At 60.6% G+C, this 19023-nt stretch carries 17 protein-coding genes and 1 tRNA gene; 7 read left to right on the top strand and 11 right to left on the bottom strand.

Features of this window, described 5'->3' with window-relative positions:
- Nucleotides 1-56: 56 nt before the first annotated feature.
- From CDA63_RS10265 to CDA63_RS10260, 3 genes are read left to right on the top strand one after another with little or no spacing between them, the layout of a single operon-like run.
- Nucleotides 57-713, top strand: coding sequence for a phosphatase PAP2 family protein (locus CDA63_RS10265; RefSeq protein ID WP_088464366.1), 657 nt, complete (start codon nt 57-59; stop codon nt 711-713).
- 25 nt (nt 714-738) lie between these two features.
- Nucleotides 739-897 carry a hypothetical protein gene (locus CDA63_RS20840; protein WP_165768262.1) on the top strand — a complete coding sequence of 53 codons (159 nt, stop codon included), beginning with the start codon at nt 739-741 and terminating at the stop codon, nt 895-897.
- The gene (locus CDA63_RS10260) at nt 894-2582 is read left to right on the top strand and encodes a sodium:solute symporter (protein ID WP_088464365.1); all 1689 of its coding nucleotides are present in this window, start codon (nt 894-896) and stop codon (nt 2580-2582) included. The genes CDA63_RS20840 and CDA63_RS10260 overlap by 4 nt, the downstream gene beginning before the upstream one ends.
- Before the next feature lie 251 nt (nt 2583-2833).
- Here the strand turns inward: CDA63_RS10260 and CDA63_RS10255 are convergent, their stop codons facing one another.
- From CDA63_RS10255 to CDA63_RS10220, 8 genes are all read right to left on the bottom strand, one after another.
- Nucleotides 2834-3739 carry a DUF2911 domain-containing protein gene (locus CDA63_RS10255; protein WP_088464364.1) on the bottom strand — a complete coding sequence of 302 codons (906 nt, stop codon included), beginning with the start codon at nt 3737-3739 and terminating at the stop codon, nt 2834-2836.
- Between the two features lie 70 nt (nt 3740-3809).
- A complete protein-coding gene (locus CDA63_RS10250) occupies nt 3810-4382 on the bottom strand; it encodes a hypothetical protein (RefSeq protein ID WP_088464363.1) in 573 nt (190 codons plus the stop codon).
- 67 nt (nt 4383-4449) lie between these two features.
- Nucleotides 4450-4608, bottom strand: coding sequence for a hypothetical protein (locus tag CDA63_RS20835; protein ID WP_165768261.1), 159 nt, complete (start codon nt 4606-4608; stop codon nt 4450-4452).
- A 471-nt stretch (nt 4609-5079) separates the two neighbouring features.
- Nucleotides 5080-6927 (bottom strand): ABC transporter ATP-binding protein, encoded by a 1848-nt coding sequence (locus CDA63_RS10240; RefSeq protein ID WP_088464361.1) that lies wholly within the window; start codon nt 6925-6927, stop codon nt 5080-5082.
- A gap of 125 nt (nt 6928-7052) precedes the next feature.
- A complete protein-coding gene (locus CDA63_RS10235; protein WP_165768260.1) occupies nt 7053-7532 on the bottom strand; it encodes an energy transducer TonB in 480 nt (159 codons plus the stop codon).
- A 224-nt stretch (nt 7533-7756) separates the two neighbouring features.
- On the bottom strand, nt 7757-9238 hold the full coding sequence (locus CDA63_RS10230) for a sodium:solute symporter (protein ID WP_165768259.1): 1482 nt from the start codon (nt 9236-9238) through the stop codon (nt 7757-7759).
- A gap of 172 nt (nt 9239-9410) precedes the next feature.
- Nucleotides 9411-10433 carry an MBL fold metallo-hydrolase gene (locus CDA63_RS10225; RefSeq protein ID WP_088464359.1) on the bottom strand — a complete coding sequence of 341 codons (1023 nt, stop codon included), beginning with the start codon at nt 10431-10433 and terminating at the stop codon, nt 9411-9413.
- Nucleotides 10434-10458: 25 nt separating this feature from the next.
- Nucleotides 10459-11025, bottom strand: coding sequence for a hypothetical protein (locus tag CDA63_RS10220; protein WP_088464358.1), 567 nt, complete (start codon nt 11023-11025; stop codon nt 10459-10461).
- A gap of 193 nt (nt 11026-11218) precedes the next feature.
- Here CDA63_RS10220 and CDA63_RS10215 point away from each other — a divergent pair, with 193 nt between their 5' ends.
- Nucleotides 11219-11875 carry a hypothetical protein gene (locus tag CDA63_RS10215; RefSeq protein WP_088464357.1) on the top strand — a complete coding sequence of 219 codons (657 nt, stop codon included), beginning with the start codon at nt 11219-11221 and terminating at the stop codon, nt 11873-11875.
- Nucleotides 11876-11966: 91 nt separating this feature from the next.
- On the opposite strand, the gene CDA63_RS10210 is transcribed toward CDA63_RS10215, so the two are convergent.
- Both CDA63_RS10210 and CDA63_RS10205 read right to left on the bottom strand, forming a co-directional pair.
- Nucleotides 11967-13808 (bottom strand): M61 family metallopeptidase, encoded by a 1842-nt coding sequence (locus CDA63_RS10210; RefSeq protein ID WP_088464388.1) that lies wholly within the window; start codon nt 13806-13808, stop codon nt 11967-11969.
- A 79-nt stretch (nt 13809-13887) separates the two neighbouring features.
- A complete protein-coding gene (locus CDA63_RS10205; protein WP_088464356.1) occupies nt 13888-14535 on the bottom strand; it encodes a class I SAM-dependent methyltransferase in 648 nt (215 codons plus the stop codon).
- 50 nt (nt 14536-14585) lie between these two features.
- Here CDA63_RS10205 and CDA63_RS10200 point away from each other — a divergent pair, with 50 nt between their 5' ends.
- The 3 genes from CDA63_RS10200 (at nt 14586) to CDA63_RS10190 (ending at nt 16498) form a co-directional block, all read left to right on the top strand.
- Nucleotides 14586-15383 carry a phosphatase PAP2 family protein gene (locus CDA63_RS10200; protein WP_242434637.1) on the top strand — a complete coding sequence of 266 codons (798 nt, stop codon included), beginning with the start codon at nt 14586-14588 and terminating at the stop codon, nt 15381-15383.
- A gap of 130 nt (nt 15384-15513) precedes the next feature.
- A tRNA-Leu gene (locus CDA63_RS10195) sits at nt 15514-15595 on the top strand.
- 228 nt (nt 15596-15823) lie between these two features.
- Nucleotides 15824-16498, top strand: coding sequence for a phosphatase PAP2 family protein (locus CDA63_RS10190; protein ID WP_088464354.1), 675 nt, complete (start codon nt 15824-15826; stop codon nt 16496-16498).
- An 83-nt stretch (nt 16499-16581) separates the two neighbouring features.
- On the opposite strand, the gene CDA63_RS10185 is transcribed toward CDA63_RS10190, so the two are convergent.
- Nucleotides 16582-18924 carry a GAF domain-containing protein gene (locus tag CDA63_RS10185; RefSeq protein WP_088464353.1) on the bottom strand — a complete coding sequence of 781 codons (2343 nt, stop codon included), beginning with the start codon at nt 18922-18924 and terminating at the stop codon, nt 16582-16584.
- Nucleotides 18925-19023 lie beyond the last annotated feature (99 nt).

Here is a 19023-nt window from a genome sequence, read left to right as displayed (position 1 = left end):
AAGGATCTTGAGAAAAGGGCGACGGACTAAAGTCCGTGCCACAGCTATGCGCTCTTATGCGTTTTTATCTATGCTTACTTCTCGGGGCTCTGCTGGCCATCCCGCTAATTCTACTGCTGATTATCGGCGTAGATGTACCGCTGGCTAAACTGCTGCACCCGCATGGCGCGCCGTTGCGGCCTTTCTTTCTGAGTTTCATGCACCTGCACGATTCATTGCAGGGCGCCCTACAGGCCCGGCAGCTCTGGGTGTGGTTGGCGTTACTGCTGCTGTTTGCCATCACGCGCTGGCGTCAACGGCCGGAAAGTACCATCTGGCTGGTCGCGCTCCTGACCTTGGTTGGCAGTCAGGCAGCACGCCATCTGCTGGCGATGTATTTCAAGCGGCCCCGCCCGCTTCAGGTGTTCGAACACCTGGCCGCCAACCCGGATTTCTGGCAGGCGGGTCAGTTCGATTCGTTTCCTTCGGGACACGCGGCTGGCGCGGCCGGGCTACTACTGCCTTGGGCGCTGCGGTTTCCGCGGGCGCGGCCTTGGCTGCTGGCGTGGCTGGGGCTGGTGTGCCTGGGGCGGGTGGTACTGGAGTTCCACTGGCTCAGCGACGTAGTAGCCGGCGCGGCTATAGGGCTGGTACTCACCTGCGGATTTGAGCTGGCTACGTGGTGGCTGCGGCCGAAACAGAAAGTGGAGCAACCAATTCTCCACTCAGGATGACAGGTGATTCAACTATCTTTCGACTTTGCCAGTCCCCAACCTACCCGCCGTGTCCGTCATCCCGCCCCAACCCACCGACAAACCACCGCTGCTGCCTTCGTGGCGGGCCTGGTACTGGCTGGTGCTGGGGGCGCTAGGGGCCGAAATCGGGTTGTTCGTGTACCTGACCCGGCTGTTTGCATGAGCGGGCTCGACTGGCTGATTCTGGGCGGCACGCTGCTGTTCATCGTGGGTTACGGCACCTGGCGCACCCGCCGCGCCGGCGACTCGCTCGACGACTACCTGCTGGGCGGGCGCACGGCCTCGTGGTGGGCGGTGGGCCTAAGTATTATGGCCACCCAGGCCTCGGCCATCACGTTTCTGAGCACGCCCGGCCAGGCCTACGACGACGGGATGCGCTTCATCCAGTTCTACCTGGGTCTGCCGGTGGCCATGGTCCTGATTGCCGTGTTCGCGGTGCCCATCTACCACCGGCTCCAGGTTTTTACGGCCTACGAGTATCTGGAAGGTCGATTCGATCGGCGCACTCGCACCTTTGCGGCGCTGCTGTTTCTGGTGCAGCGGGGGCTCAGCAACGGCCTCTCGCTGTATGCCCCGGCCCTAGTGCTGTCGGCCATTCTGGGCTGGAATATTCAGCTCACCGTCTGGCTTATTGGCGGGCTGATGATTGCCTACACCGTGAGCGGCGGCACCAAGGCGGTGGCCGTAACCCAGCAGGCCCAGGTGGCCGTTATTTTCACCGGAATGGTGATTGCCGGTTACCTACTGGTGCATTACCTGCCGGCCGAAGTAAGCTTCACCGACGCTATGCGCGTGGCCGGCCATGAGGGCAAGCTCAACCTCATCGACTTCCACTTCGACCCTTCCGACCGCTACAACTTCTGGTCGGGTATCACGGGCGGTTTGTTCCTGGCCCTGTCCTATTTCGGCACCGATCAAAGCCAGGTGCAGCGCTACCTGGCCGGCCGCGACATCACCGAGAGCCGCCTGGGGCTGCTGATGAACGGACTGCTCAAGATTCCGATGCAGTTCGGGATTCTGCTGCTGGGCGTGCTGTTGTTCGTGTTCTACCAGTTCAACCCAGCCCCGCTCACCTTCAACCGGCCGGTGTACCTGCAAGTGGCTCACTCCGAGCAATATGGTCCCCAGCTGCGGGGCCTGGAGCGCACCCACGCTACCCTGTTCAAAGCCCGCGCCCGCGCCACCGGCCAGCTGGTGGCCGCCCTCAAAACCGACGATATACAGGCCATAGCCACCGCCAAAATGCACCTCCAGGCCACCCAGGCCGCCAACCTGGGCCTGCGCCAGCGGGCCCAAACCCTGCTCAAGCAGGCCGTGCCCACCGCCGAAGCCAAAGACACCGACTACATCTTCCTGACGTTCGTGCTCAACTATATGCCCCACGGGCTGGTGGGCCTGCTGGTAGCCGTGGTCCTGAGCGCGGCTATGGGCTCGGCCGCCGCCGGCCTCAACGCCTTGTCGTCCACCACGGTTGTCGATCTGTACAAGCCGCGCCGGCCGGGCCGCTCGGAGGGGCACTACGTGGCCGCTTCGCGCTGGGCAGCAGTGGGCTGGGGCGTGCTGGGCATCGGGTTCGCCACCTTCGCCGCCCGCCTCGAAAACCTGATTCAGGCCGTTAATATCCTGGGTTCCCTGTTCTACGGCACTATCCTGGGTATTTTCGTGGTGGCCTTCTTCCTCAAATCGGTGAACGGGCGCACGGTGTTCTGGGCCGCCGTAATGGCGCAAATCGTGGTCATGGGCCTGTTCTTCACCACCGATATTGGCTACCTCTGGTTTAACATCATCGGCTGCGCCTTGGTGGTAGTCGGCAGCTTATCAAATAAGCTGGTAGGTACTAGCTCATAGCTTGATGTTCAACAGTTTGCCTCACACCCTAGCCCCGTCTCCTTCAGAGAGGGGGAACTAGTTTTTAGTCTTTAAAGCTAGAGCAGTCACGTTTAGATTAGAAATTAGTTTTAGTTCCCCCTCTCCTTTTTCGGAGAGGGGGCTAGGGGGTGAGGTGCAACGAGAGAGTCCTAACAACAATGCGCCCGGCTCCAACAGGAACCGGGCGCGGATGGCTAGCAGCTAAAAGTTATCAGCTAACAGCTCAAAAACTACTTGGCCTTCTTGGCGTCCATCATCAGTTCGTCGTTCATCTTCACGTAATCCATGTTTTTGGCTTCGGTGGCGAGTTTCTTCGACTGCTCGGCCGAGGCCATGGCACCCTTGTAATCCTTCATTTTCATGCGGATTTTGGCTTCCGTATGCACATTCCAGAACTTGGGGTCGGTGGCGTTGGCCTTTTGTATCCAGGCCAGGGCCTGCTTCATATCCCGGTCGTTGTCGAAGTAGTATACGGCGGCGGCGGCCAAGTCGCCGCTGGTGGGACTGGCGTTGTTAATGACCTTCTCATTGATCTGGGCCATTACCTTCGAATCTACGTCAGCCGTGAGCTTGAACTTCACTGCCGTTTGGTCCCACATCATCACCACGTTAGTGGTAGCGGGGGTGAAGTCGCTGAGGTCGATGGTGAAGATTCCTACTTTATCGTTCAGCTTAATGGGCTTCACTTTAAAGCTGGCTACGTTTTCATCGTCCTTGAAGCCGTCGACGTTGGCTCCCATTTTGGTGCTTTTATTGAGCACGATGGTCCACTCGGCTTTGCCGGGGATGGTGTAGAGACCGTACTCGCCGGCGGCCACTTTCTGGCCTTCCACCATGATATCGTCAGCAAACTTGATGCTGGTGGTGGCATTCGCTCCGGTACGCCAGCGCTGCCCGTAGGCAACTACGCTCTTGTTGCCAACGTCGCCGAAGCCCAGGCGGCCGCGCAAACTTGGTCGTGAATACGTGATGGTGACGTCGGTGAGGCCCACGCGCTGTGTCAGGGTGCTTTTGGGGCTGGGCTGGGGCGTGCTGATCTGGGCCTGGGCGGTGGTGCCACCGAGCATCAGGCCAGTGAGGACCAACGTAGCGCCGGGAATAAAGGCCTTAGCGGAGCGGGAAGTGGAAAATGACATACGGAGCAGAAATGGGGTGAAAATGAGAGTAGATTCGGTAAAAATAAGCAAACCAAACTCGGCCGCTCGTTCAGGCAACTCCGTCGCTGCCCGGAAGGTTGCCGCCGCCGCCCACGCGTTGCTGCGGCACCGCGTGCTGGGCCAGCAGCCGGGCTACATCGGCGGGGGTGGCGGGCGGCTGTAGTTGGCGCAGGTCGAGGTAGTAGCACGCGGTTTCGGTGGGGTAAAGCAGCAGCCAGTCGGTACCCACCCATACGGCCCGCTTCAACTGCGGCCACTTGCTCGAAAACTGCCCCTGCGGGCTCCGGCCAATGATTTCACTATTAGTCAGCCGGAAGTCGAGGGGCTGTTGCAGCCCCGCGTTGCGGGTGTAGCCGCGCCGCAGCTGCCAGCGCATCAGCGCCGCCCTCGACAGCCCATAGAGCACTGCGACCCCCAGAAAAATAAACGTCGACGTCCGCTCGGGCCGGCTGTTCTGCCACAAGTCGAGGCCGATACTCAAGCTCAGCAGCAGCACGGCCACACCCAGCAGCGCGTAGTTGCGGCGGGTAGCCGGCCGCGCCCGCCACAGCCGCAGGTTCACGGCCACATACTCATCAGCCGACAAGCGCACGGCGGACAGGTGGTAGGGTGGTTTGGGCATAAGAAGCGGACGAAAGCACTACACCAATTAAAAGCAGGCAGGCAGGCAGGCAGGCAGGCAGGCAGCGCTAAGCTCCAGGAATAACCTTACCGGCCCGCATATCGCGCCATTGTATCAGCGCCCGCACGTCGGCGGCAGTCAGCGGTTCAGGCAGCCGCTTGAGGTTGAGGTAGTAGCAAAACTCCACATCGGGGTAAAGCAGCAGCCAGTCGCCTATCTCGCGCACGTAATACAGCGAACCCCAAGCGTGAAAGACGGTGCCTAAAGGGTAGTGTAATCGGAGGCCCGCTTCTGAAAACTCTAGTGACTTGGGTTGTGGCCGCGCCTGCTGCTGCCGAAAAGCCCGCCGGTACTCCCAGAGTTGATGCAACAAGCCTAAACTAACCATTACCACTCCCAATACCATAAATGCCAACCCACCACTCGCAAAAGAAAGGCCGAAAGAGCCCGCCAAAACCAGTGCTCCCTTTAGCCATTGCGGCCACGGGTCGGACGTAACGGGCCGGGTTGCCTCGGGGCTGGGGTGCCGCTGCCGCTCCTGGGTCTGGTGAATCAGCTGGTATTCGGCGAACGTGGGCGGGGTGGAGGGAATTAGTAAAACCTGTACTGTTGATTCACCAGCCATAAGAGTATAAATACGGATTGGTATTATTAATCCGTGAATATAAAGCGAAGTTCTATCTGGACAGCGGCGTTCCTACGTCAACTCGAACTGCAAGCGCAGCAGGTTGGCGTAAAGGCCGCCTTCCCGCTCGCTTAGCTCGTCGTGGGTGCCCTGCTCCACAATGCGGCCGCCGTCGATGACCAGGATTTTGTCCACTTTGCGGATGGTGCTCAGGCGGTGGGCGATGATGATGCTGGTACGGTTCTGCATCAGCTCGTCCATGGCGCTTTGCACCAGCTGCTCGCTCTCCGAGTCGAGGGAGGACGTGGCTTCGTCGAGGATGAGGATGGCGGGGTTTTTCAGGATGGCGCGGGCAATGGCCACGCGCTGGCGCTGCCCGCCCGAGAGCTTGATGCCCCGGTCGCCGACCAGCGTATCGAGCCCTTCGGGGAAACCCTGGATGAACCGCCAGGCATTGGCCCGCTCGGCGGCTTCCACGATTTCGGCGTCGGTGGCATTGGGGCGGCCGTAGGCAATGTTCTCGCGGATGGTGCCGCCGAACAGCAGCGTCTCCTGGGGCACAATGCCGATGTGGCGGCGCAGGGCCGTCAGGTCGTAGTCGGCGGCCTCGTGGCCGTCGATGCGGATGTGGCCGCCGCTGAGCGGGTAGAACTGCATCAGCAGGCCGGCAATAGTGCTTTTACCGGCGCCGCTGGGGCCCACGAGGGCAATTTTCTCACCGGCCGCAATGCGGAAACTGATGTCCTGAAGCACCGGTACGTCGGGGCGGGTAGGGTAGTTGAAGGCCACGTTTTCGTAGCGGATATCGCCCTGAATAATGGTGGGTACAAGACCCACGGAGGGTTCGAGGTGGGTGGGCTCGGGCGTTTCGTCCAGAATTTCGAGGATGCGTTCTGAAGCTCCGAGGGTGCTCTGGACCTTGCCGTACATTTCGCCTAAACCGGCAATAGAGGCTCCGATGAAAGCCGTGTAGAGCAGGAAGGTGAGTAGCTGGCCTACTTCGAGGTGGTCGGGTCCAGGGTTGTAAACCAGCGAAGCCGCCCGCCACAAAATGAGGATGATACCGCCCGTGAGGCCGATGATGATGAACGACACGAAGCCGCCGCGGTAGAGGTTGCTGCGCAGCGCCGTGCGCACCACCCGGTCGAGGGCCGTGCCGTAGCGGTTGGTTTCAAACCGCTCGTTGGTGAAGGCCTTCACCGAGTTGATGGCCTGCAATGTTTCCTCGACGATGGTGTTGGTATTGGCCAGCTCCTGCTGGGTTTCGCGGGCCAGCACCCGAATTTTGCGCCCGAACAACCCGGCTACCAGAATGATGGGCGGGAAGGTGAGCAGCATGAACAAAGAGAGCTTCACCGACACAATCATGATGGCCGTGATGCCGATAAGCAGGGTCGAAATCTGCCGGAATAGCTCGGCCAGGGTCAGCGAAAACGTGTCCTGAATCTGGGCTACGTCGGACGTGATGCGCGAAGTGATGGCGCCCACGCGGTTCTGCTCGAAGTAGGGAATGGGCAGCTGCACGAACTTACCGTAGAGCGCCCGCCGGATGTCGCGCACGGTGAACTCGCTCACCTGCGTAAAGAACCAGATGCGCCCGAACGAGAAAAAGCCCTGGAAAACGATGATGCCAAACAGCAGCAGGGCAATCTGGTTGATGCCCAGCACCCAGCCGTTCGAGAGCACCAACGGCTCGTGGTTGGCCGCTCCAATCAGCTTGCCAGCCAGCCAGGGAAAGGCCATAAACGTGCTGCTGCTGAGCAGCAACATCAGCAGGCCTACAATAAATTTCGTTCGGTAGGGCAGCATGTAGCGGAAAATCCGCAGGCTGCGCTTGAGTGATTCCTTGTTTACTTTCGGTTTGGGCAGCTCGGCCATTGCGAGGTCGCTGCCGCTGCTATTGAGTCCACTTCGGGCCATTTCTTTTGGGAAGCTAGGAGTTAAGAGCTAGAAGCGAGGAGTTGGAAGAATGAAGTGTGAAGACCTCTGTTTTGGCTCCTCACTACCTGAATTCCAGCCCCTGGATTCTAACTCCTAGCTCCTCATTAATCAAATTTGGGTTTGCCTTGCTCCACCTGCAAACCCTCGGACACGCCGAAGGGTACGGGCAGGCGTACCTGGATGGGCATCGGCTGGCCCTTGCGGGTGGCGGGTTTCCAGGCTGGCATCTGGCCCAGCACCCGCAGCGCCTCCGTGTCGCACTCGGGGCTTAGGGGCTGCACCACCGAGGGGTTGGTCAGGTGGCCGTCGGCTTCCACCGTGAAGGTCATCACCACGTGGCCGCTGATTTGCTTGACGCTGGCCGCTTCGGGATACTTTAAGTTCTGCTGAAAAAACTGGTTTAGGCCTGCGGCCCCACCCGGAAACTGGGGTGGCACGTCGGGCCGGTTGGCGGCGGGCTTGGCCTGGGCCTGCATCCGGCCCGCTTTCAACTCAACGGGCTGCTTAGCGGGAGTGGTTTGCTGGGCCCAGCCTTTGGTAAGGCCCAAAGGTACGAGCAGCAGGATGAAGAAAAGATGTTTCATAGCGGGGTTTGGGGCTTGGGGTTTTGGCTGATGTTGAACAGGCAAAAAGCACGTCATGCTGAACGAAGGCGGAGTCGAAGCATCTCTACCGCTTCGTCGTAGCACCGTTAGTCAGTATGGCGGTAGAGATGCTTCGACTCCGGCTTGCGCCTTCGCTCAGCATGACAGTTCTTATTACCGCTTTCTCTAATTCTCAACGCGCACTTATAACCCAAGAACAACCACTACGCCACGGGGTTCAATTCGAGGTTGCGGGGGCGCGAAATAGCCCACAGGCCTAGGAAGGTGATGAGGCCGTTGAGGATCAGAATCTCGAAGCCGAACTTGTAATCCCACCAGGCCTCGGAGTTGGCATTGATGAACCAGGTGAGCAGCGGGGCGAGCAGGCACAAGGGCAACACCAGCTTGTCGTGGAGGCCGCGGCTGGTGAAGATGCCGAACGAATACAGGCCCAGCAGCGGCCCGTAAGTGTAGCCGGCCGCTTTAAACACGGCTGTAATCACGCTCTGGTCGTTGATGGCCCGGAAAATCAAGATAATCACAATCAGCACCACCGAAAAGCCTAGGTGGGTCAGCTGCCGCAGATTCTTCTGCTTCTTCTCCTTGTACTGCCCGATGTTTAGCATGTCCACGCAAAACGAGGTAGTGAGGGCCGTGAGGGCTGAATCGGCGGAGGCATAGGTGACGGCGATGATGCCCAGGATGAAGATGACACCCGCAAACAGGCTAAAGTGGTTGGTAGCCAGCAGCGGAAACACGTTGTCACCAATAACAGCCCCGGTTGCAGGGTTGGTCGGCAAGGCAATGCCCTTGGCGGCGGCAAACTGGTAGAGCAGTACGCCCAGTGAGAGGAAGAACACGTTCACGAGCACAATGGCGATGGTGAACCAGAACATGTTCTTCTGAGCGTCTTGGAGGTTGCGGCAGCTCAGGTTTTTCTGCATCAAATCCTGGTCGAGGCCGGTCATCACAATGGTGATGAAAGCCCCGGAGGCGAATTGCTTCCAGAAGAACTTATCATCCTTGGGGTCGGAGAAGTAAATCTGTGACATGGAGCTTTCCTTCACCGTTTTCACCAATCCGGCAAAGCCCAGGTTCAGCTCCTGGGCCATGAGATAGATGCTCACGGCCACGCAGATGAGCATAGCCATGGTCTGGAAGGTATCGGTCCAGAGGATGGTTTTAAGGCCCCCGCGGAAGGTGTAGAGGTAAATCAGGAAAATGCTGACCGTAACCGTCACAGCAAACGGCACGCCCAGCTGATCAAAAACGGCGAACTGGAGCACTCCGGCCACCAGAAACACCCGGAACGCGGCCCCCACGGCCCTGGAAATCAGGAAGAAGAACGCGCCCGTTTTGTAGCTCCAGAACCCGAACCGCTGCTCCAGATAGGTATAGATGCTCACCAGCCGCAGCCGGTAATACAGCGGCATGAGCACGGTGCCAATCACGAGGTAGCCCACCGTGTAGCCCAGTACTACGGCCATGTAGCTCCAGCCCTGCCCGGATACCATGCCGGGAATCGAAATAAACGTGACGCCCGAAAGGGAGGTGCCAATCATGGCGAAGGCCACCATGTACCAGGGCGCGTTGCGGTTGGCAATGAAGAACGACTCGCTCGTGGCCTTCCGCGACGTGAAGTAGGCGATAATCATCAGGACCACGAAGTAGCCCGCAATCAGACTCAGAACAAGGGTGGGGGACATTTTGGTTGAGCTGTTAGCTTTTAGCTGATAGCTGTTAGCTGACTTTGGGGCTATCAGTACTTGCCTGATAACCGCTTGCCGACAACAACATGAAGGTGCAAGCTACAAGCATCCGCTTTAACCCGAAAGCCTGAACGAGACTAACAGCTAATAGCTGTCAGCTAACAGCTCACTAAACCCAGTCCTGCCAGCGCAGCACTTCGCCCACGGCGGGCACGTGCAGCTCGGGGCGCAGCATGCCGGAGGCGGCAATTTCCCGGATGAGGCGCTGCGGCTCGGAGGCGGGTTCGTCGCTCAGGTCGAAGGTGCCGTGGTGCATGGGCACGAGGTGGCCGGCGCGGAGCTGGTTGGCCGCCTTGGCCGATTCGTGGGGGTTGGTGTGGCTACCGGCCATCATGTAGGCCGGTTTGTAGGCCCCGATGGGCATGAGCACGATATCCAGGGGGCCAAACTGCCGCTCGATTTCCTCGAAGTGGCCGTTCATGTTGGTGTCGCCGGCGAAGTAGAGGGTGCGGTCGTCGGGCAGGCGTAGCAGTAAGGAGCCCCAGAGGACCTTGTTCAGGTCGAGCAGACCGCGGCGGTACCAGTGTGAGGCAGGCAGCTCGAACAGCTCGAATGGTGGGGTTTCGCCCAACGCACTTAAATCGAACTGCTGCCACCAGCCGGCTTCCTGCACCGGTAGCTTAGGCGCAATGCCGCGCAGCAGCTTCACCAGGCCCAGCGGCCCAAAAGCGCGCATGGCCGGGTTCTGGCGGGCCAGTAGCTTAATGGATTGCTCGTCGAGGTGGTCGCGGTGGCCGTGGCTGAGTAGCAGCACATCGATGCCGGTCAGGTCTTCGGGGCGGCAGGGCAGGGCGTGGCGGCGGCGCAACCCCAGCGACGAGAACAGCAGCGGGTCAGTAATCATTGTAACGCCCGCTACCCGCAGCACGAAGCTCGAATGGCCCAGCCACACCAGCCCATCTTCGCGGCTTTGCAGGAAAGTGGTGCAATCCACTACTTCGGGTGCCCAGGTATCGGCCTTCTTCTCTTCCTTCTGCGGGTTTTTGCTTAGCTGCCACTTGAGCAGCGTACCGAACTCGGGCTCATAGAGCTGCTCGCCGTTGCAGTATTCGCGGCCCAGTATTTTGTTGCCGGGGTAATTAGGCTTGATGGTAGATAGCTGCGGATTGCGAACGTAGCGGGGAGTGGGCATAGAAAAACGAAGCGCCGGAGAGATATTAGTAGCCCCAGGGGCTGCCATACGAGTTGCCGTATGGGCTGCCCGGGTAGGCCGTGGCCCCGTTGCTTACCCGCACCCCGCCCGACACCGAGAAGTTCTCCGTGATATGGTAATCGGCCCGCAGGTTTACGCCCTGGCCCAGGTTGCCGCCGAAACCGGCATACGGATTCACGCCGGGCAAACCGCTTGGCGTGAGGTCTTTCCAGGCTGATCCGGTGAGCAATAACCGCGGCGACACCGCGTACTGCCCGCCGCCCTGGATGAGATAATGATTGGTGCCCAGCTGATTGAAAGAGCCGTTTTCGGCCCGTGGCGCGGCCATCATGCCTGGCATCGTCCGCAGGTACGTAACGCCCCCAAACACCGAAAACCGCTGGGTAAGCGGCAGCGAAACCGTGGGGCTGAGGTAGGTGGCCGAGCCGTAGCGGCCGGCAAACGTAGCGCCGGCCTGCAGGCTGTACGAGGGCTTCAGGCCCAGCCGTGGGCCGGCCGGAGCCGCGTTCTGGGCCAGGGCGGCGGTAACTGCCAGTAAGGCAGCAGGCAGGAGATACAGAAATCGGGGCATGGGCAAAGCAGCAGTTGAGGTCGGAGGCGGTCAGGCAAGATACGAAACCCCGCGTGGTGGGGCAAAATGCCATTTTGCTTCCAACGAACCGGCTAGCCTCTTGGTGCCTGCCGGGCCATAAAACCATCGGTTTAGCAGAATGCTGTTTCTTTGACCACCGCGTCGCGCCTCCTTCGCCCGCGTCTCCCCGTTCATGCCCGACGAATTCCAGACCTACCAGCGCTTTCCCAACGCCACCGTAGCCCAGCCCCTGCTGCACCTGCTCCACGAGCATGGCTTCGACTACGACACCCGGCTCGACCAGCTACCCATCGATGCCTCGTTCGCCTTCAACGAAACCAGCCGCTACTTCCTGGTGCAACTGCGCGCCGCCGATTTCGAACGCGCCCATACCCTGGAGCTGGCCGCCGCCGAGGCCCAACTGGCCGATTTGCCAGCCGACTACTACCTGTTCAGCTTCCGCAACGAGGAGCTCCTCGATGTGCTGGGCAAGCCCGATGAATGGAACAGCCTCGACGTAGCCCTGGCCCAGCGCCTGCTCCAGGACCGAGGAGCGGCCCCAGGCCCGGAGACGCTGGAACAGCTACGCCAGCAACGCCTACAGGAGCTGGCCCGGCCCGAGCCCCGGCAAAGCCGCTGGGTGGTGGCTGGCTACGTGCTGGCCATTTTCGGGGGCGTGCTGAGCTTTTTTATCGGCTGGCACCTCTACTCGCACTACCGCCAGCTGCCCAACGGCGAGCGGGTGCCCGTTTTCCAGGCCCCCGACCGCGCCCACGGCCAACGACTTATGGTGCTGGGCATACTGGGCTTCTTGGCCCTGCTGGCCTGGCGGTTTTATATGAGCCGGTAGGAGGTGAGAAGGGGTAGTGGTAGGTAAGTAAGTCATGCTTCGACTACGGCTCCGCCTTCGCTCAGCATGACGTTCTGATAAACTCGTTATGCTACTTCGCCTTACTGCCCAGCCAGGCGGCGCGGAATTTCTTCTGCGCCCGGCTTAGCGGCTGCTTGGCTTCCTCATAGGTAATGACTTCCAGCGTCGGGTCTTCGATCAGCGTGACGGGTACGGTACGCACGCCGGTCCGGGTGCGCGCTTCCAACTGCACCACGTCGCCGGGTTTGTGTTCCCCCAGACGCTGCTGAAAGCTTTTACCGCTGCTAATGCGCTGGCCGTCGAGGCGGAGTATTACGTCTTCGCGGTCGAGGCCGGCGGCGTAGAGGGGCGAGCCCACGGTGGTGGTGCCCAGCGTGGCGGTGCTGTCGGCAGCGTTGAAGCTCAGGCGAGCCGCCAGGCTGGCCTGGCCGGGTTTGGCGGGGCGCACCAGCAAGCCAGCGGGGGCCAGTAGTGTGGCATAGTCGGGGCGCTGGTGGCCGAGGATGTGCTGGCGAAAGAACTGGCCGGCAAAGGCCGTATCGCGGGCTACTTCGCCCAGTACACGCTGCAAGTCAGGCAGCGTGTAGGGCCGGGCCGGGGCGTAGTTCTGCTGCTTACTACCAAACTGCTGCCAGAGCGTGCGCATGTAGGTATCGAGGTCGGTTTTGAACCGGGCCCGCAGCTCCAGATCGAGAGCCAGGGCATTGGCCCCGCCGATGTAGTAGTAGCTCAGGTAGGTATTCACGCGGTTGTTGGGGTCGATGGCGGCGGCGGCATCCACGAACGGGGCCTGCTGGCTCATCTCCACCGGCGAGTACCGAGCAGCGCCGGGGGCCAGCGTGATGGCGCTTACCAAGCCCGTGAGGGCCTCTTTGGCGTACGCCGAATCGGTGTACACGCCCGCCCGGCGCAGCAGCAGCTCCCCGAAATACTGGGTAAAGCCCTCGGCAAACCAGAGGTTGCTGCTCATGTTGGCCCGCTGAAAATCGAACGGCTCCAGGTCCTGGGGGCGCAGGCGCTCCACGTTCCAGCTGTGGAAAAACTCGTGGGCCACGGTGCCCAGGTTGTCGAGGGCGCCGGGGCCGCGGAGGGGGCGGCTGCTGGTGAGGCTGGTGGAGTTGCGGTGCTCCATGCCGTCGGAGCTGGTCTGGGGCAGGTAGTTGGCCACAAACGTGTAGCGCCCGAAATCGTAGGCGGGCAGACCCCCGAAAATGGCGGCCGCCTCCTTCACTACTTTTTTGGTCTGGGCGGCGTAGGCGTCGAGCTCGGTGAGCGTGCCGTCGTGGAGCACCTTCAGCTCGATGGTCCGGCCGCCTTCCTGCCAGCTGCACACCTGCTGCTCACCCAAAGAGGTGGGCGAATCCATGAGGTATTGCAGGTTGGGAGCCGAGTAGGTGGTGCCAGCCGCGTCGGGCTGGAGCTGCGAGGCCACCGTCCAGCCGGGCAGCAGGCCGAAGCGCACCTCGGCGGGCCGCTGCTCCAGCCCTTCGGCGTAGGCCAGCGTGGCAGGCATGTTCAGGTGGGCGTGGCGGCCGTCAATGCCGGCGTAGGTGCCGTCGGTCCGGTCGCCGAACAGGGTATAGGTGAAGGTCACGGTGCCGTCGTGGCCGGCTACGTCCCAGCCGTAAGGGTCAGGCTTGGTCAGGCGCAGCGTCTGGCCCCGCGAGTCGGTGGCGGCCACATCGTACACGTTCTTGGCGAATTCGTGGAGGGCGTAGCGGCCGGGCGAGGAGCGGGCCATGCGCACGTGCAGCGGCCCAGCCGGCAGCTCCCGGAAAGTCACCGTTATGCGGGCTTCGTGATGAACGGCGTTTGGGAAGGCCAACTCGTAACGAACAGGGGCCTGGGCCTGGGCAGGGGTAGCCAGCGCCAGCGGCAGGCTCAAAAGCAGCAGGGCAGCGGTTTTCCGCATCAACATAATTAGCAGCAAATAAGAATGGAGTTGCAACCTAACACCTGCCGGCTAAAGTAGGGTACCGTGCGACCTTTCCCTACCGCCATACGCTGGCTTCCACCATGCCCCCGTAAAACTGCCCGGCCGGTTCCGGGTGTAGTCCCAGCCGGGCCAGCTCGGCCTCAATTGGGGGGAGCCGCCGCCCGCTGATGCCGGTAATCAGGCCAAAAAAACTGTACATCAGTTTTAGCAGCAGCCGGTGCCACCAGGTGCGGGGCGGCCCGAAATCGGCCAGCAGCCACGGCCCCCCCGGCTTGCGGACTGCCCCCAGCCGCGCCATAATGTGCCGGAGCCGGGCGGGCTCGAATAAATCGAGAAAAAAGAACGTAATCAGGCCACCAAACTGCTCCTCGGACCCCAGGCTTTCCTCCGTGCCCAGCCGAAAGTTCACTTGGTTGGCAGCCTGCGGGTAGTGCCTAGCCAAATAAGCCCGGCTGCGATCCAGCATCCGGGGCGAGGCTTCGAGGTACACAATGCGGGCCTGCGGGCGGCGGCGCAGCACCTCGCCCAACACCCAGCCCGAACCCCCGCCGATGATGAGCAGCCGCGGCTGGTCCGGCGGCAAGCCCCGATCCAGGGCCGCCTGCTGGGCCCGCTGCAACGCCCGCCCGTACACCAGCCGGGAAAACGGGTCGTAAAACGCCGCTACGTAATCAAATCCAGAGTCGGGGAGGGGAGCAGGCATGGGTTGGACTGGTTGCGAGGGGCAAGATGGGGCTGTTTTCCCGGTTGCAGATGGCTCATCCAAACAGGAAGGAGCGTACCCGCAAGCTCCAGGCCACCGACCGTTTCTGGGTTCTACCGTATGTTAGGACCATGACCAACCATTTGCGCCGGCTGCTGGCCGGCTTTATCCTGTTTGCAACCGAATTTGCTATTACCCTGACCCTGGGTACGGCGGGTGTGGTGGCGTTCCTGGCCCTGAGCCGGGAGGTGTTCGACCAGGATGCCGCCACCTTCGATGCGGCCGCGTTCCGGTGGGTGCGCCAGCTGCTGGGGGCGGGCCGGCAGCAGTGGGTGGAAGCCGTCACGTTTCTGGCTTCGCGCAACTTCATTACGGTGGCAGGACTGGTGCTGGTGGCCTGGCTGCTGCTGGTGCACCGGCACCGCTGGTACTCGCTGCTGGTGCCGGTAGTGGCGTTAGGCAGCATTACGCTCAACCTGCTGCTCAAACAGATTTACCAGCGCCCCCGGCCCTTGCTGCCCCTTACCTCGGCCTCGGGCCTGAGCTTCCCCAGCGGACACGCCATGATTTCGGCTTCCTTCTACGGCCTGCTGATTTATTTTGCCTGGACGAGCCTGCGCCGCCCGGCGGTGCGTTACGCAGTAGTCGCCACCCTGTCTGCCTTAATCGTGCTCATTGGCCTGACCCGCGTATACCTGCGGGTGCACTACGCCACCGACGTGCTGGCCGGTTTTACGGCGGGTCTTGCCTGGCTGATAATTGCTATTCCGCTGCTGAAACAGCTGGAAATACAGGTGGGAAAGCGCTTCAAAAAGCAATTGCAATCAGCTGAAAAACAGTCTATATAGTCTCAAAATAGCCTTTTGCCGAATAATTTTACGCCTTTTTTTCAGCGAAAACTTGCGGCGCTGCGGAAAAGCCGCCTATCTTTGCAGCATCAAAAGGCGCTTATCTGAAGGGCCATTGATAAAAACAGCTGCGCTTGTGGCGAAATTGGTAGACGCGCTGTCTTCAGGCGGCAGTTCCGCAAGGTGTGGGAGTTCGAGTCTCCCCGAGCGCACAGAAAAGCCGGTCCAGCAATGGGCCGGCTTTTTCTTTTGATCACAGGTTGGCGCTGATTTTTTCCGCTGATTGGGCAGATGTGGTTTCGCTCGCTTTGAACACAAAACAGAACGAGCTTCGGCGGGCTTGTTGCACCGGTGGCTGTTGCAGATTGAACGGGCTGCAACACACCTGCGTAATTAGCGAGAAATTAGCGTAAATCTGTGATCAAAATCAGCGCTAATCCGTGATCAAGAAAATAACTGCCCGCGTAACGGCCGCGCTGAGTTTGCTCACGCTGGAATTGGTGATTGTAGGAAGCGTTTTTTTAGGGGCGGCGGTCCTGTTTTTCTACCTCACGCGGGTGGTATTCGTCGCCAATTCAGTGCGGTTTGATAACTGGGCTTTCGGGCAGCTTGATGCGGTGCGGACCGCCTGGCCGGGTCTCACGCCGGTGGTGCGGAGCCTCACGTTTTTCGCCTCGCTGCCCTGGCTGGTAGCGGCCGGCCTCGGCATTCCGCTGCTATTGGGCTGGTGGAAGCATCGGCACGAAGCCTGGGAGGTGTTTTGGGCGGTAGCGGGTTCCTCCCTGCTCAACCAACTGCTCAAAACCTATTTCCACCGCCTGCGGCCCCAATCAGCTCTGTTTCAGCAGGCTGGCCTGAGCTTTCCGAGCGGCCACGCCATGATCGGGCTGGCCCTCTACGGCTGCCTGGCCTGGATTGTGTGGCGGCACCGGCACCACCCGGCCTGGGCCATTGCACTCCTCCTTTTCGCCTTCCTTATCGGTCTGACCCGCGTGTACCTGCATGTGCATTACGCCACCGATGTGCTGGCCGGTTTCGCCGGCGCACTACTCTGGCTGATTCTGCTGCGGGTAATGTTTCGGTTGAGTGTTAGGGGTGATGGGGTGAGGAGGTAAGAAAGAACGTCATTCTTCGCTACGCTCTAAACGACGTCCCTTTTCAGTCCGGCCTCCGTTATCAACTTCTCACTTCTCACTTCTCACTTCTCACTTCTTCCCTCCAGCTTCACCTTTACCCGTAGCGCCAACAGGCCTTTGGCTCCCTGGAGCTCTTCGAGTTCGAGCTCCTCGATTTCGTCTTCGAGCAGGCCGCGGTCCTGGAGGTAATCGAGGTATTCGAGGTACTCGTCGGCCTCGCGCTGCTGGGAGTACACTAGGGCCAGGTAGCCGGGCTGAGTGAGCCGCTCGTTGGTGCCCAAAATAGTGGCCTTGTCGATGCGCTTCTTGATGATTTCGTAGCGGATGTTGTAGGCACCATCCACGTCGAACTGGCGCTCATCCTGGCGGAAACGGATGCTCAGGGGCTGGCTGTGGATGAGAATCAGTTGGGTGGTTTCAAGCGGAACGGGCAGCGTGTCGCGCAGGGCTACCGTGCGGCGCGTAATTTCCACCATCGTCAGCAACTGCCAGAGGCGCAGGTTTTTGAGGAATACCAGATCGAAAGGCTTGTCTTCGACCAATGCCGCGCCCACGTAGATATTATGCTCCACGCCATCGGTTTTGAAGCGCTGGAAGTAGTGCGGGAACATGGCCTGGGCCTTGGTATCCTCCTCATCGAGGTAGTTGGCTACGGCATCATTGAGCAGGGTAGTGCTTTGCTCGAAGGCCTTGCGGCGCTTATAGAGGATGCCCAGTTCAGGGTCAATCTGGGCCCAGTACTGGGCAATGACGGGCCGTAGCTCGGCCGTGTTCTGGCCCAGGTACTCGAAGAGCGGCTCCATCTCGGTGCGCAACGAGTCGAGAATGTTCACCTCGTCGCCGCTCACAATGCCTTGGCGCAAGCGGCGCAGGTTCTTGCTCACGTAAAATTTCAGCTCGTCGAGAATGGGTAGCTGCTGAAACTCGGAGGCCTTTTTGAGTACTTTGCCGGCCAGGGTGAGGTGCTCCACCAAGTCGCCCTGAATGGCCTCGTTGCGGGCTGTGCTGCTGCCCCGAATGTCGCTGGAGCCGTGCAGCGGGTACACGTCATGGAACACAATATCCTCCATTTCGGCCTGGCGGTTGCCGTCTTCCAGCTGCTGAAGCAGGTTTTGGGCCGCATCGGTAAAGCGCCATTCCATGGTGGGGTGGATGGCCGTGAACTTCTCCTTCACGATGGCCTGCACCCGGGTCTGAATGTCTTCGGCGTTGCGCTTCACGGCCACCGCGAACAGGGGCAAAAACTGGTTCACGTTTTCGAGGCTGAACTCGTTGAGGTCGCCCACGTTGGGCGAGCCCAGTTCCAGCAAGCCCACCGTATCGTTGCCGTAGGGCAGCAGGGCCAGAATGGCCGAGCGGATGCCCAGGCTTAGAATCTGCTCGCGCAAATCCTCTGGAATGTCGGCCTGCTCCACGTCTTCGATTACCAACGGGCGGCGGTCGGCCCAGAGGCGGCCATAAATCTGGCGGAAGCCGGAGCTGGCGTCGGGCGTATGTAGCTGCTTGGTGAGGAAGCTGTGGTTGATTTTGCGTCCGAAGTCCACGAAAGCCCGTTTCTTCTCGTCGTAGGCGGCAATGCCGAGCTGCAGAAACGGCTTGCCAAACAACACCCGCAGCTTCTCCTGAATCTGCTCCAACCGGTCGGAGGCCTGGAGCACGTCGCGCTCCAGCAGATCATACTTTAGCTCCGACAGAATTTCCTGCTCGGTTACATCAACGAGGTGCAGGATGTTGAAGCCCTCAATAACAAAGTGCTCGGGCGGCAGCTGCTCCAGCCACAAATCGGTGCGGTGGGGGTTACGGCTCAGAAACTCGAGCTGCTCGGCCGTCAGCTCCGGCTTGTCGCCCACCAGCGTCACCTCCAGAAACGTGGCGTTGAACTCGACGCCGTAGTGGCGGTACAGGCCAATACTGTAGTCGGGCACCGTGAAAATAATACCACCCTGTAAGGGCAGCTTCACCCCATATACCTTCTCCAGAATGAGCTGGTAGGCCATGCGGGTTGTAAAGGTATCGAGCTGCTCCATCGTGATGTTGAGCGGCTGCTTGATAATGTGCTGGGCGTTGAGCAGCACCTCGGCAAAGCGGGGCGTCTGGTAGAAGCTGTGGCGCTGAAATGGGGCCACTGCCCCCACGATATCGGTGGGAAAGGAAGCGGGCGGAAATACGGCCAACATCAACGTTTCGACCAAGTCGCAGTTGCAGGCGAGTTGTTCAAGGTCGGTGATGGCCCCCCGGGCCCAGTCGGCGGTTGCTACCTGGGCCCCCACCGAGCGCGAAAGCAGGGCGATGCCTTCGTTGGTAGACGTTTCGCCGGCTTTCCAGTACGCAATGAGCGGCTCCAGGCTCAGCGTGGTTTGGAACGGGAAAGTGGACTTAGGGGCAACGACGGGTTCTTTCAGCATAATGGAAGCGGTTCGGGCGCACCCTGCCGAAACCGGCAGCCGCACGCATACGACCTATACGAGTCTGCCGGACCGCCGGACGTGGCATGCCGCACCACG

Origin of the sequence: Hymenobacter amundsenii, from assembly GCF_002204745.1 — a bacterium.
GTDB classification, from domain to species: Bacteria; Bacteroidota; Bacteroidia; order Cytophagales; family Hymenobacteraceae; genus Hymenobacter; species Hymenobacter amundsenii.
This window is presented reverse-complemented; position numbering and strand designations above follow the sequence as displayed.